This window comes from Arthrobacter sp. 1088 (genome assembly GCF_031455315.1).
Lineage (GTDB): Bacteria > Actinomycetota > Actinomycetes > Actinomycetales > Micrococcaceae > Arthrobacter.
Genome location: NZ_JAVDSM010000012.1, coordinates 1 through 13,233, shown reverse-complemented (window position 1 = coordinate 13,233; position 13,233 = coordinate 1). Strand labels below are relative to the sequence as shown.

General features: G+C 62.8%; 12 protein-coding genes and 1 rRNA gene. 2 read left to right on the top strand and 11 right to left on the bottom strand.

The window, feature by feature from the left end; all coding sequences use genetic code 11:
- Positions 1–48 precede the first annotated feature (48 nt).
- Complete coding sequence (locus tag J2Y41_RS18105; RefSeq protein WP_224089483.1) at positions 49–1,188, top strand: bifunctional 2-methylcitrate synthase/citrate synthase; 1,140 nt, start codon at positions 49–51, stop codon at positions 1,186–1,188.
- A gap of 112 nt (positions 1,189–1,300) precedes the next feature.
- Here J2Y41_RS18105 and J2Y41_RS18100 read toward each other — a convergent pair whose 3' ends face one another.
- Positions 1,301–1,795, bottom strand: a complete 495-nt coding sequence (locus tag J2Y41_RS18100; protein WP_224089482.1) for an 8-oxo-dGTP diphosphatase — start codon at positions 1,793–1,795, stop codon at positions 1,301–1,303.
- A 74-nt stretch (positions 1,796–1,869) separates the two neighbouring features.
- Here J2Y41_RS18100 and J2Y41_RS18095 point away from each other — a divergent pair, with 74 nt between their 5' ends.
- A complete protein-coding gene (locus J2Y41_RS18095; RefSeq protein ID WP_224167036.1) occupies positions 1,870–2,655 on the top strand; it encodes a hypothetical protein in 786 nt (261 codons plus the stop codon).
- 8 nt (positions 2,656–2,663) lie between these two features.
- Here the strand turns inward: J2Y41_RS18095 and xerD are convergent, their stop codons facing one another.
- The 10 genes from xerD to rrf all read right to left on the bottom strand — a co-directional run.
- Positions 2,664–3,623: a site-specific tyrosine recombinase XerD gene (xerD, locus tag J2Y41_RS18090; protein WP_309930517.1), complete on the bottom strand. Its 960-nt coding sequence runs from the start codon at positions 3,621–3,623 to the stop codon at positions 2,664–2,666.
- A gap of 2 nt (positions 3,624–3,625) precedes the next feature.
- Positions 3,626–4,288, bottom strand: coding sequence for an NUDIX hydrolase (locus J2Y41_RS18085; RefSeq protein ID WP_224089477.1), 663 nt, complete (start codon positions 4,286–4,288; stop codon positions 3,626–3,628).
- Positions 4,289–4,341: 53 nt separating this feature from the next.
- On the bottom strand, positions 4,342–6,087 hold the full coding sequence (locus J2Y41_RS18080) for a CTP synthase (RefSeq protein WP_309930515.1): 1,746 nt from the start codon (positions 6,085–6,087) through the stop codon (positions 4,342–4,344).
- 146 nt (positions 6,088–6,233) lie between these two features.
- Positions 6,234–7,973 (bottom strand): DNA repair protein RecN, encoded by a 1,740-nt coding sequence (gene recN / locus J2Y41_RS18075; RefSeq protein ID WP_224167034.1) that lies wholly within the window; start codon positions 7,971–7,973, stop codon positions 6,234–6,236.
- 3 nt (positions 7,974–7,976) lie between these two features.
- On the bottom strand, positions 7,977–9,071 hold the full coding sequence (locus tag J2Y41_RS18070; RefSeq protein WP_224167033.1) for an NAD kinase: 1,095 nt from the start codon (positions 9,069–9,071) through the stop codon (positions 7,977–7,979).
- A 13-nt stretch (positions 9,072–9,084) separates the two neighbouring features.
- Complete coding sequence (locus tag J2Y41_RS18065; RefSeq protein WP_224167032.1) at positions 9,085–9,897, bottom strand: TlyA family RNA methyltransferase; 813 nt, start codon at positions 9,895–9,897, stop codon at positions 9,085–9,087.
- 3 nt (positions 9,898–9,900) lie between these two features.
- The gene (locus J2Y41_RS18060) at positions 9,901–10,164 is read right to left on the bottom strand and encodes a hypothetical protein (RefSeq protein ID WP_224167031.1); all 264 of its coding nucleotides are present in this window, start codon (positions 10,162–10,164) and stop codon (positions 9,901–9,903) included.
- Positions 10,165–10,173: 9 nt separating this feature from the next.
- Positions 10,174–11,160: an HAD-IIA family hydrolase gene (locus J2Y41_RS18055; RefSeq protein ID WP_224167030.1), complete on the bottom strand. Its 987-nt coding sequence runs from the start codon at positions 11,158–11,160 to the stop codon at positions 10,174–10,176.
- A complete protein-coding gene (locus J2Y41_RS18050; protein WP_309930510.1) occupies positions 11,153–12,649 on the bottom strand; it encodes a hypothetical protein in 1,497 nt (498 codons plus the stop codon). The genes J2Y41_RS18055 and J2Y41_RS18050 overlap by 8 nt, the downstream gene beginning before the upstream one ends.
- Before the next feature lie 490 nt (positions 12,650–13,139).
- Positions 13,140–13,233: ribosomal RNA gene (rrf, locus tag J2Y41_RS18045) — 5S ribosomal RNA — on the bottom strand; the annotation flags it as partial.

Genomic DNA, 13,233 nt, shown 5'->3' with positions numbered 1-13,233 from the left:
AGCACTCCGGCCCACGGGGCTCTTGCATAATGAACGAAGGAGTTCAGCATGGCTGCTGAAGACATCAAAAAAGGCCTTGCCGGCGTCGTGGTGGACTACACCGCCGTCTCAAAGGTCAACCCGGACACCAACTCCCTGCTGTATCGGGGATACCCGGTGCAGGAACTGGCCGCCAAGTGCAGCTTTGAAGAGGTCGCCTACCTGCTATGGAACGGCGAACTGCCCGACGATGCCCAACTGGCCGAATTTGTTGCCCGCGAGCGGGCAGGGCGTGCGCTTGATCCAGTGGTCAAGTCAGTCATTGACACGTTGCCCACCACCTCGCACCCCATGGACGTTTGCCGTACGGCAGCTTCCGTATTGGGAGCCCGGCACGAGCTGACGGAGGATTCATCCCCCGATGCCAACATGAAGAAAGCAATCGACCTCTGGGCCGCGATGCCCGCCGTCGTGGCCTACGACCAGCGCCGCCGGCGGGGTCAAGAGCCCGTGGAACCGCGGGAGGACCTGGACTACTCGTCCAACTTCCTGTGGATGGCGTTCGGCGAAGAGCAGGTTCCCGAAGTGGTGGAGGCGTTCAACGTCTCAATGATCCTCTACGCGGAGCACTCCTTCAACGCGTCCACCTTCACAGCCCGCGTGGTCACGTCCACGCTCTCTGACCTGCACTCCGCCGTGACGGCAGCGATCGGTGCACTGAAAGGCCCTCTCCACGGGGGCGCCAACGAGGCCGTGATGCACACCTTCGACGAAATCGGCATCCGCAGCGAAGAATCCATGGAGGAAGCCGCGGTCCGTGCGCGGGCGTGGATGGAGAATGCCCTTGCCCAGAAGAAGAAGGTCATGGGCTTTGGACACCGCGTCTACAAGCATGGCGACTCCCGCGTGCCCACCATGAAGGCCGCCTTGGACAAGATGATCGCCCACTACGGACGGCCTGAACTCCTGGGGCTCTACAACGGCCTCGAACAGGCCATGGACGAGGCCAAGGCCATCAAGCCCAACCTCGACTATCCCGCGGGCCCCACGTACCACCTCATGGGCTTCGACACCCAGACGTTCACCCCGCTGTTCGTCGCCAGCCGGATCACCGGCTGGACAGCGCACATCATGGAACAATTTGCTTCTAACTCGCTGATCCGTCCGCTGAGCGAATACAACGGGCCGGAAGAGCGGCACGTGCCGTAGCCTCTTGGCTTCTGGCCGCGCCGGAAGCCCACGATGGCGGAGGAAGCATACGACGGCGGGTCGGTCACCAAAAGGCGACCGGCCCGCCGTCGTATGCTGGAAAACCTGTCTTCTAGTCGGTTCCGGCCCAATCGATGGTGTGCACTTCAGCCACGCTCTCGTTATCGGCAGCCAAATCGACTCGAACTGCGATCCGCTGCCCCGAAATCATCGCGGGCAGCCAATGCTCGGCGTCGGCCCACATGCGTTCCACCGGTAGCTTGGACACCGGGAACCATTCGGGCGCAATCTCGTCGCTCTCCGACGGTTCGCCTGCCCAAGAACGCGTCAGATACACAGTGGTGTACATGTTCCATTCGGGTCGGGCAGGAAACACGAAGTCGATGATGCCGGCGGGGATGAGGTCCGCGGCCTGGACCACCACGCTGATTTCCTCCATGACCTCGCGGCACACCGCCTGCAGCGCCGTCTCCCCCGGCTCCACATGCCCACCCACGCCCACCACTTTCCCACGCCCAAAACCGGTCTTCTTTGTACCGAGGAGGACGTGTTCCCCGTCCACGCCGTCACGGAGGAGGAAGCACAGTGTCACATGGGCTGCTGTCATGCTGCCTACCTTAACCCGATCTCCTGCACCTGAGGTCCCATTGCCACAGTCAGCCCAATTGCTACAGTGAGCCCATGAACGAAGGTGGGGGCGAAGTGCATGCCGGGACACAGGCACAAGCGCAAGCCATCAACCAAGAGGTGAAGGCCCAGGCCGGGGAAGATGCCGAAACTGCCCCTCTGGCCGACGCCCCATCAGCCACCAGAGCCGGGCAGGAGCGCGACGCCTGGCTGCCCCGCTTGGTGGTGGCCCATCCGCTCTACGCCGGCTGGGCTTGGACGGTGGTGTGGGCCGGGCTCATTGTTCTGGATGAGGTGGTGGACCTGGCTGGTTGGACGTGGTACCTGCTGGTCCTCATCGCTGCCCTGCCAACGCTGCTGTCCACGCTGGCCGTGCTGCATGCCACCCCTCGCAGCCACCTCAAGGCAGTGGACGCCACTGTCCTGGGCCATTTCTTCGTCCGCTTCCTGGCCCTGGTGGTCGCCTTCGTGGTGTGGGCTGCCTCCGTGGTGATGAGTGCTTCCATCTCGACCACGGTGCAGACCGTCATCGGCGACTCCGAAAAGGAGGTGACCGCACTCGGCTTCAACCTCATGCTGGCGTCGGTCCCGCTGGTGCTCTCTGTCCTGTGGATGGCGTTCATCGTGCGGTGCGCCTGGTTCCTTCGCCGGCTACGCGGTTGGCGGCAAATACCGTTGAAGACGCGGGTACCCAAAAAGTTCCTCAAGGGACAGCCGCGGTTGAAGCGGGTGGTGGTGGGACTGGCCCACCCAGGCCTTCTGCTCGTGGCCGGTTTGGGGACGTCGCTGCTGGCATTGTTCGTCGATGCCGTGGAGTTGACGTTCAGTGTATTGGACTAACTGCAGCATCAACCGAGCGCGCGGGGATGGGCAGCAGCGTAAACCTCGCGCAAGGTGTCGGCGGTAACCAGCGTGTAGACCTGGGTCGTGGTAACCGATGCGTGCCCCAACAGCTCCTGGACTACACGCACGTCAGCCCCGCCTTCCAGGAGATGCGTGGCAAAAGAGTGCCGCAAGGTGTGCGGCGAAACATCCTTGGTGATTTTTGCCTTCTCTGCAGCAGCCTTGAGGATTGTCCAGGCACTCTGCCTGCTGATTCGGCCGCCACGGGCGTTCAGGAACAAGGCGGGAGTGCCCTTGCCCTTGGAAGCCAGCAACGGCCTTCCGCGGACCACATAGGCTCCGACCGCGCGTGCACCGTAAGAGCCCAAAGGAACCAGCCGCTCCTTGGAACCTTTGCCGAAGAGCCTGACTATTGCTGGTTCGCCGCCTGCGTGCTCCAGGGATACATCGTCAACGTCCAGCCCTACGGCCTCGCTGATGCGCGCGCCGGTGGAATAGAGAAATTCAAGCAAGGCCCGGTCCCTTAGCCCGGTCGCAGAGTCCGAACCCGCAGCTTCGAGAATCCGCGTTACTTCACCGACACTGATGGCTTTCGGAAGTCGTTTGCCCGGCATCGGCGGGTGGACATCGCTGGCGGGATCCGACGTCGTGGTTCCTTCAAGGGCCCAAAATTTATGAAGTCCGCGCACGGCCACTATGGTCCTGGCTGCGGAGCGGACGCCGAGGGCCGCAGCGCCATCGGAGCCGTCTGACAAGGCTTGGGCAAAGCCGGTGACGTGATGGCGCGTGACGTCTCCGGGGCGTTCCACGCCTTGGCCAGCCAGGAAGTTCGAATAACGGGCAAGGTCACGGCGATAGGCAGCCAAGGTATTGGCTGCCAGGCCGCGTTCCACGCCCACGTGCTGGAGGTAGTCGGTAACTCCTCGATCGATGCCGTTGGCAGGACGGGTGGCGGCCTCGGCCATTCTTAGCGCTGGCTCGGGTGCGCGGGCCACGGCGCGTCAGCGGGGCGCAGGCTGGAAAAGCCGTCGGCCTTCGCGGCGGCGGCAGCCAGGATTCCCAGGACCGCGGACGGATTGTGCAGGCGCCCTTCAAGGACAGCCTTCACGGCATCGTCGAGCGGAATCCAGTGGAACTCGATTTCCGACTCTTCGTCCGTGCGGACATGCAGGTCAGCCTCGGGAACAGCGCTCAACCCACGAGCCAGATATATCCGGACAGCCTCGCTGGAGGATCCCGGAGAGTTGAAGAAGTCCACCAGGACATTCCACGTGGCCGCAACAAGATCAGCTTCCTCAGCGAGCTCCCTGGCAGCGCCCGCCACGAAATCCTCGCCCTCAACGTCCAGCAACCCGGCCGGGATTTCCCAGAGATCCATACCAACAGGGTGCCTGTACTGCTTCAGGAGCAGGATTTCACCGTCAACGTTCATCGGCAGCACAGCCACCGCGCCGGGGTGGTCGATGTAGTCGCGAACCAGGGTGTCCGTATCCTCGCTGAGCTGGAAGGCGTCGCTGACCACATCCCAGATGCGGCCTTCATAGACCTTGCTCGTAGACAAAAGACGGCGCGGGCTCGGCGCATCCGAAACCTGCCTTGAGGTGCTGGGGGTTTCGGAAATGCCGGGCATCGCGCCGTCCTTCGTTAGTGCTTGCGTTTACGGTTTACTTGGCGGCCACCGCGCTACTTGGCAGCTACCGCACCGGCACCGGATTTGGTTCCCACAACGGCACCTTCACGACGCTCCAAGGCTGCCTTCACGAGGCCCGCGAAGAGCGGGTGCGGGCGCGTCGGGCGGGAGCTAAGCTCCGGGTGTGCCTGCGTAGCAACGTAATACGGGTGCACTTCGCGGGGAAGTTCAACGTACTCCACCAGCTTGCCGTCAGGCGAGGTACCCGAGAAGACGAGGCCCTCCGCCGCGATCTGGTCACGGTACTTGTTGTTAACCTCGTAGCGGTGGCGGTGGCGTTCGCTCACTGAAGTGGTGCCGTACGTCTCGGCGACAACGGAGCCCTCGTCCAGCTTGGCTTCATAGAGCCCCAGGCGCATCGTGCCGCCAAGGTCTCCCTTGCCTTCCACAATGTCCAGCTGCTCTTCCATGGTGGCGATGACCGGGTACTTGGAGTCCGGCTCGAACTCGCTGGACGAGGCGCCTTCCAGGCCAACCACGTTTCGCGCGTATTCGATCACCATGCACTGCAGGCCAAGGCACAGGCCCAAGACCGGCAGTTTGGATTCACGGGCAAACTTCAGTGCACCCAGCTTGCCTTCAAGGCCACGGATACCGAAGCCGCCAGGTACGCAAATGGCGTCGACGCCGGCAAGTGACTTGGTGGCACCGGCAAGGGTTTCGCACTCGTCCGAGGGGACCCAGCGGATCTTGACCTTGGCCTCGTTGGCGAACCCACCGGCGCGGAGGGCCTCGGTGACGGAGAGGTAAGCGTCCGGAAGGTCGATGTACTTACCCACCAGGGCGATCTCGACCTCGCGCTTGGGGTTGTGGACCGCTTCAAGCAGCTTGTCCCACTTGCTCCAGTCAACGTCCTTGAACGGCAGGTCCAGTGCGCGAACGATGTAGGAGTCCAGGCCCTGCGAGTGCAGCGTCTTGGGGATGTCATAGATGCTGGGTGCGTCCGCAGCGTTGACCACGGCGTCGATGTCGACGTCGCACATGCGGCCGATCTTCTCCCGCATGGCCTCGGGCACTTCGCGGTCCGAACGGATCACGATGGCTTCGGGCTGGATACCGATGGAACGAAGGGCTGCCACGGAGTGCTGCGTGGGCTTGGTCTTCAGTTCCTGGGAGGGACCGATGTACGGAACCAGGGAAACATGGAGGAAGAAGACATTGTTCCGGCCGATGTCCTGGCGCACCTGGCGGGCCGACTCGAGGAAGGGCTGCGATTCGATGTCGCCAACCGTGCCACCGATTTCGGTGATGATGACATCCGGAGCGTTCTTGCCTTCGGCGGGAAGGCGCATGCGGCGCTTGATCTCATCCGTGATGTGCGGGATGACCTGAACGGTGTCTCCGAGGTATTCACCACGGCGTTCCTTCGCGATGACCGTGGAGTAAATCTGGCCCGTTGTGACGTTGGCCGAACCTTCCAGGTTTTCATCGAGGAAGCGCTCGTAGTGTCCGATGTCGAGGTCGGTTTCGGCGCCATCATCAGTCACGAAAACTTCGCCGTGCTGGAAGGGATTCATCGTGCCCGGATCCACGTTCAAATAAGGATCGAGCTTCTGCATAGTTACAGACAAACCGCGTGCCCGCAGCAGGTGGCCGAGGCTGGAAGCCGTCAGACCCTTACCGAGCGAGGACGCCACACCACCGGTGACGAAGATGTGTTTGGTCGTCTTGGACGAGCCCGGGAACCGGGAATTTACACGGGAATTTGATCGCTGCACCACGGAATTCGAGCTTATCATCAATTACGCCTTCCAAGCGTCCGTCCGGATTCCCCAAATGGTCAATAGTTGCCCAAGACCATGCCTGCAATCAAGAGCCGGGCGGGACCAAGTGCACGGATGTGATAGTGGTCGCAGTCCGGCACCGGCCGCGTCCCCGGAATTTCCTACGCCCGCTGGGGAAGCAACTTCGCGTCGTCCAGCAACTCCTGCGCGTGTGCCTGGGCAGATTCCGAGTCTTCCTGCCCGGCCAACATACGGGCAAGCTCCTTCACGCGTTCGTCGTCATCCAGCAGTTGCACATCGCTGGAGGTGAATCCCGTGGACGTTTTTCCGTCGGCGCCCCGCACTGAGGTTTTGGTAACCCGGATGTGCTGGTCTGCGAAGGCCGCAACCTGAGGCAGGTGCGTCACAACGAGGACCTGGACGTGGCGGGCCAACATGGCCAGCCGGCGCCCGATCTCGACGGCCGCCCGTCCACCTACTCCGGCGTCCACCTCGTCAAAGACGAACGTAGGAACAGGATCCACCGCAGCGAGCACTACCTCGATAGCCAGCATCACCCTTGAGAGTTCACCGCCGGAGGCTCCCTTGCCCAGTGGGCGCGCAGGAGCGCCGGAGTGTGGCTGAAGGAGGAAGGCGATCTCATCCGTTCCCCAGGGGCCAAGCGATCCGCTGTCCTCTATTTGGATGATCAACGTGGCATCCGCCATGGCCAACGCCTTCAACTCTGCACTCACACGGGCCGAGAGGTCCTTGGCCGCCTTGAGACGGGCCTTGCTGATCGCTGCGGCCTGCTTGCGCAGGGTAGCTTCGGTCGAAGCCACCTCGGCATCCAAGGATTCGATGCGGCTTGAATCGTCCTGCAGCTCGTCCAAACGCACACGGGCCGTGGCCGCCCACTCCAGCACTTCATCGATGCTTGGGGCGTACTTGCGGATCAGTTTGGCCAAAGCGGCGCGGCGTTCCTCGATTTCGGAGAGCCGCTCCGGGCCTTCGGTGTCCAATGCGGCCTGGTAGCTGGACAAGTCAGCGGCGATATCGTTCAGCAGGAAGCCAACTTCGGCAAGCCGTGCAGCAGCGGCCCCCAGCGCCTCATCATGTTCTGCAACATGCTCCAGCGTCCGCTTGGCCGCATCCACCATCGATGTGGCATCGCCGGCATCCCCGAATTCCTCCGCGATGAGCGACTCATGTGCCGCCGCTGCTGCGAGCCGGAGTTCTTCAACGTTGGCAAGCTTCACGGCCTCAGCCTTGAGGGTCTCATCCTCACCCGGCTGGGGATCCACGTCATCGATCTCTTTGAGCGCAGCGTCCAGCGACTCCGCCTCACGAAGCCGTTCCCGCGCCTCGCTGCGAAGGGTCTCCAGCTCGGCCTGAATGGACTTCCAATGGTTGTACAGATCCTGGTATTCCCCCAGGACCTTCGCCAAAGGTGCACCCGCGAAGCGATCCAGGGCGTGTCGCTGCGCGGTAGCGCTCTTCAGCCTGATCTGGTCCGACTGGCCGTGCACCACCACCAAACTCTCGCCAAGTTCGGCCAGAACCCCCACCGGCGCCGCCCGTCCCCCAACGTAAGCCCGGCTGCGGCCATCGGCACCAACGGTCCGGGCCAGCAGGAGTTCAGCGACGCCGTCGAACTCCTCCGCCTCACCGCCGGCCTCCTTGGCCCGCTCCACCGCGCTGTGGGCTGGATCAAGCTTCAAGACTGCCTCGGCGGAGGCAGATTTGGCGCCGCTGCGGACGGCACCCGCGTCTGAACGGGCACCCAGGAGAAGCCCGACGGCGGTCACCACCATGGTCTTGCCGGCACCGGTTTCGCCGGTAACCACGCTGAGGCCGGGGCCCAGCGGCAGGGCGGCATCAGTAATGACACCGAGGTCACGGATTCGGAGTTCTTCAAGCATGCTTCACTTCGCATTCGTGGGGTCGGATGGCTCACCGTGCCCCGGGTACAGGGATGTTTCGGCGGCCCGGGAATCGTTCGGCTCCCGGGAATCGTTCGAGTCCCGGGAATCATTCGCTTCCCGGGGAGTGGGCAAAGGAGCCGGTGAAAGGGTTCGGATCACGGGGATTGGGCCAGTGTGGACTTCCCCCGACCGGGGAGCCGGACCGCGCCAGCCGTGGATGGGGAGCTGGAACTTCCGCACAAGCCGCGCCGAAAAAGGAGTCCTGTGCGTCCGTGCCAGTCGTACAGGCGTGGCTGAGCGGGTCACCTCGACACGCGCACCCGGAGGCAGATCAACAGAACGCCTGCCATCGCACCAAAGGACGCCCAGGGCATCCGTCCTGTTCATGATTTCCACGGCGAGCTTGGAACGCGGAGAGACCACCAAAGGCTTCGCGAAAAGGGCATGGGCGCTGATCGGCACAATGACGAGCGCTTCCACTTCAGGCCACACCACCGGCCCACCAGACGAAAATGCGTACGCCGTTGATCCCGTTGGCGTCGCGAGGACCACGCCATCACAGCCGAACGACGTCAGCGGGCGTTCATCCACCTCAGTGACGACCTCGAGCATCCGTTCCCGGTTGGCTTTCTCGATGGCGGCCTCGTTCAGGGCCCAGGTATGCCAGATCTTCTGGCCCTTGATCCACACCTGGACATCGATGGTCATGCGCTCTTCGACGGTGTACTGGCGGCTCGCGATCCACTCAACCGTCTGGGCCAGGTCAGCACGTTCGCTCTCGGCAAGGAAGCCCACGTGGCCCAGGTTCACGCCCAGCAAGGGAACGTCCACCTCCCGGACCAGTTCCGCCGCGCGCAGGATGGTTCCGTCGCCACCCAGAACCATCACCAATTCCACGTCTTCCAAACTCACGTCGTCGTGGAGGATCTCAATGGGGGTGTCAACGGCACCAAAAAAGCGCTCGACATCTGCCAATTCCGACTTCTGGAGGACCGGAACCAGGCCCGAGGAGTGCAGCTGCGTACAGGCATCCCACGCCGCCCGGAGCGATTCCTCCCGCCCTGTGTGGGCAAGGACAAGTACATGCCTGCTCATCGGGTTCTGCTTTCTAGTCGTTTGGCCAGAGGTTCTTTATCAACGCAGCAACGTCCTCGTCCCGCTCTTCGATCTTAGGCAACACAGCGGACATCCTGCGCTTCATCCACAGGAAGTACTCAACATTTCCGTCCTGGCCCGGGAGTGGACTTGCTGCCAGGCCATGAAGTTCCAGCCCGGCATCAAGTGCAGCGCGGGCCACTTGGGCCACCGCCCGGCGTCGTTCATTCTCGGAAGACACCACGCCGGTGCGGCTCAGCCGCTCCTTGCCGACTTCAAACTGCGGCTTGACCATCAGGACAAGGTCTCCGCCGGGTTCCGTGCAGGCAGCAAGGGGGCCCAGGACCAACGTCAGGGAAATGAAGGACAGGTCTGCAACTGTGAGGGCCGCGGTGCCGCCGATCTGGTCCGGCGTCACGTACCTGACGTTTAGCCCCTCATGGACCACCACGCGGGGATCATCGCGAAGGAGCGGCACCAGTTGGCCGTGCCCGACGTCGACCGCCACCACTTGCGCGGCGCCTTGCCGAAGCAGCACGTCGGTGAAGCCACCAGTGGAGGCTCCGGCGTCGAGACACCGCCTCCCGGAAACTGCGACCCCCGGAAACGCTGCCAACGCGCCAGCCAGCTTATGCCCGGCGCGGCTCACGTAGATGTCCTCAAGGTGGGATTGGACGTCCAGGTCTGTACCGGCGTCCACCTGCTGGGCCGCTTTGGCCAAAACGACCCCGTCTGAACTCACCTTGCCGTCGCTAATGAGCTTGGCAGCATGCGTCCGGGACCTCGCCAGCCCACGCGTCACGAGTTCCTGATCAAGTCTTGCCATCCGCTATTTGTCGCCTTCCGGGCGGGTAGGACTGGCATGCCGGTCAGAAGCCGGCGGGAGGCCAGGCTCAGCATCCAGCGCCTCCAGGAGAGAGTCATGAAGTGCTGAATACAGCCCGGCATGCTCGGCCACCGGAGCGCCATGAACGCCCTCCAATAAACTGAGGGCACGGTCCACCGGAGCATCGCCGGTGGAATCGAGAGCCTCCGGCCAGTGAACAGCGGTACGTTCAGCCTCAGCTTCCGGGAGATTGATGGGCTCAGTCATCGCACCAGTCTAATGAGTTCGCCATTCCAGCTTCGGCGCTTGGGCCACAGCCGTGTCCGGAACCGCAGCCCACCAGGCAGCGCACGCCGCCCGCCACGTGTCGAGGTCATCCTTGTGCCCTGTTAGCGTGACCTTGCCGTCCTCGGCAATCGCAGAAGCTGCACCGCAACGGTAGGTGCCGCCGTCGCTGACGATTTCGGGGTATGGATTGTAAAGATCACCCAGATCCGCCAACAGGTAATCCGGGCGCTCTTCCGTCCGTGCAGCCAGAATCGTCAGCGTGGTATCGACGCCGGTGAGTACCGCCGCCGTCGCAAATCCCGCACGATTACCGCCCAGGATATCCGTATCCAAACGGTCCCCCACTACCAAAGGACGGTCCGACTTCAAGCGCTTGGCCGCAGCGTGGAACAACGGTGCTTCAGGTTTACCGGCCACCATAGGCGTCTTGCCCGTTGCGGCCGCAACAGCGGCAACGAGAGTACCGTTGCCAGGAGCCATACCGCGCGCCTGCGGGATGGACATATCCGTGTTGGTCGCGAACCATTGGGCGCCACCGGCAACAACATAGGATGCCTCAGCGAGGTCCTTCCAGCCGATCTCCGGGTTAAAGCCCTGGACAACAGCAACTGGCGACTCCGCCGCACTATGCACGGGCTTGAGGCCCACGAGCTCAATCTCGTGAGCCAACGCCGCACTGCCAGTGATGAGCACGTGAGCCCCCGCAGGCAGCATGGAAGCAAGCAACTCCCCCGCGGCCTGCGACGAGCTGACCACCTGGTGATCCTCCGCAGGCGCTCCCAATTCCCTCAAGTGCGCTGCAACCTGGGCGGGAGTACGCGAGGCGTTGTTCGTCACGTAACCCAGCCCGACGCCTACCGTCTCCAGGCGCTGCAGCGACTCTACAGCTCCGGGAATGGCGTGGGGACCCGCGTAAACGACACCATCAAGATCGGAAAGAACCGCGTCAAAGGACGAAATGAGTGAATCAGCCATGCTGGGAGTCAGTGCCCTGTTCGTGGGTAGCCTCTTCATCGATGGATTCCGCGTGGGACACGATTTCGTCAGCCTCTGCTTCTTCTTCGGCTTCGTCAGACTCTTCTGCTGAATCAATATCCGATTCGGCATCGTCCGACTCGAAGTAATCCGATTCGGCATCATCGATGTCAACGTCGTCGTGTTCGGCATCTGCAGCAGCCGCCTCGGCGATCACCGATTCGCTTTCCGGCCTAACGACGTCGGAATCCTCGCCGCGCTTCTCGAAGCGCGGCTTCCGCGCCGCTGCTGCTTCTTCCTGCTCGTCCCAGCCGAGATCAAGAATTTCCGGTTCAGCGAAGTCGCCAACACCCAAGGCATTCTCGGCAACCACTGCCTGGCGGGCCCACTTTTCGGCTTCCTCGGTGCGACCCACAGCCGTCAGTGCTTCCGCATACGCGCGGAACAGACGGGGGCTGTAGGAGAATGCCCGATTAATGTCCAGCTGCGGGATCTCAAGTTCGGCAACAGCAGCGTCAAGCTGGTTAAGGTCAGCGCGTGCGCCCGAAGCCACAATCGCCAGCTCTACCTTGCCCGGAGCATCCAGGTCCTGCGCTTCCGGAGAACGGACCATGTCCAGTGCACGGTCAGGACGGCCAAGGCCACGCTCACAGTCCGCCATGACAGGCAGGTGAACGTTGGACCCGCTGATGCGGCGGTACGTACGGAATTCGCGGAGCGCTTCGCCATAGTGACCCGCAGCGTAAGCCGTCAGGCCAACAGCCTCCCGGACAGCCGAGAGCCGGCCACCCCTGCGGCTGGCAGCCAAAGCGTGCTGGAAGGCCAACTCCGGCTCGATGTCGATCAGGCGACCGGCCATGACCAGGTGCTTGGCAACCCAGCCTGCGCTCTGCTCTTCGAGGGTCTTGATCTGATGGCCGGTGGCGCGGTCAAGTTCCTTACCCGTGACATCCTCATCGATCTCGGGAGAACGTTCGCGGTCAGGGCGGTTGGCGCTGCGAATGTCCTTCGCGTTGGGAACCCGGGCCGGACGGTCTTCCCATGAGTTGGCGCGGTCATTGCTGAAGGGACGACGGTCGCCGCCACGGTCCGGACGGTCACCGAAGGGCTTACGCTCGCCACGGTCATTGTTGAACGGACGACGCTCCTCGCCATCACGACGAGGACCATCAAAGTTCCGCGGACCACGCTCAGGACGGCTACCGAAGGGCTTACGCTCGCCACGGTCGCTGTTGAATGGGCGACGCTCACCATCACGCGCCGGACGATCACCACGGTCCCACGTCACCGCGGTCACCAAAGGGCTTACGGTCACGATCGCCACCGAAGGAACGACGCTCGCCATCACGGGGCGGGCGGTCACCGAACGGCTTACGCTCGCCACGGTCATTGTTGAACGGACGACGCTCACCATCACGCGCCGGACGATCACCACGGTCACCAAAGGGCCTGCGATCACGATCGCCACCGAAGGAACGACCCTGCTCATTGCCGTCGCGATTCTCCCTGGAACGGAATCCGCGAGGATCTCCACCGGAGTTATTGTTGGGGCGGAAAGAACCGCGGTCGCCGCGATTCCCGCCAAAGTTTCCGCGGTTGCCGTCGCGATTGCCGCCGTTGTGCTCAGCCATGGTGGATTCCTCCTGTTGCGAGCCGACCACTGGCGCGTGCGTAGTCGCTCATAACCCTTATTTCGTTGTCACGCCGTCTGCAGCACGGGGCTGCCGACTCGTATGTCTTATGCAATTCTAGGCGACAGCACCTCAGTCGCCGAACGTCAGAGCAGCTCCAGGGGTGTCCCGTGGCAAGTCTCACAGCGTTATTGGCGCGGTGTCTTCCGGGGGTTTAAATGGGTCAAGCCCCGGCCGTGGTGGACGGGGCTTGTCTTGTGTTGGTCTGTTTTTTCTCGTTTGAATGCAGTCGCTTTAATGCGGGAGACCCCCAACCCTGTGTGGGTTGGGGGTCTCTACCTAATGTGTGTCCGGCGGTGTCCTACTCTCCCACACCCTCCCGGGTGCAGTACCATCGGCGCTGTGGGTCTTAGCTTCCGGGTTCGGAATGGGACCGGGCGTT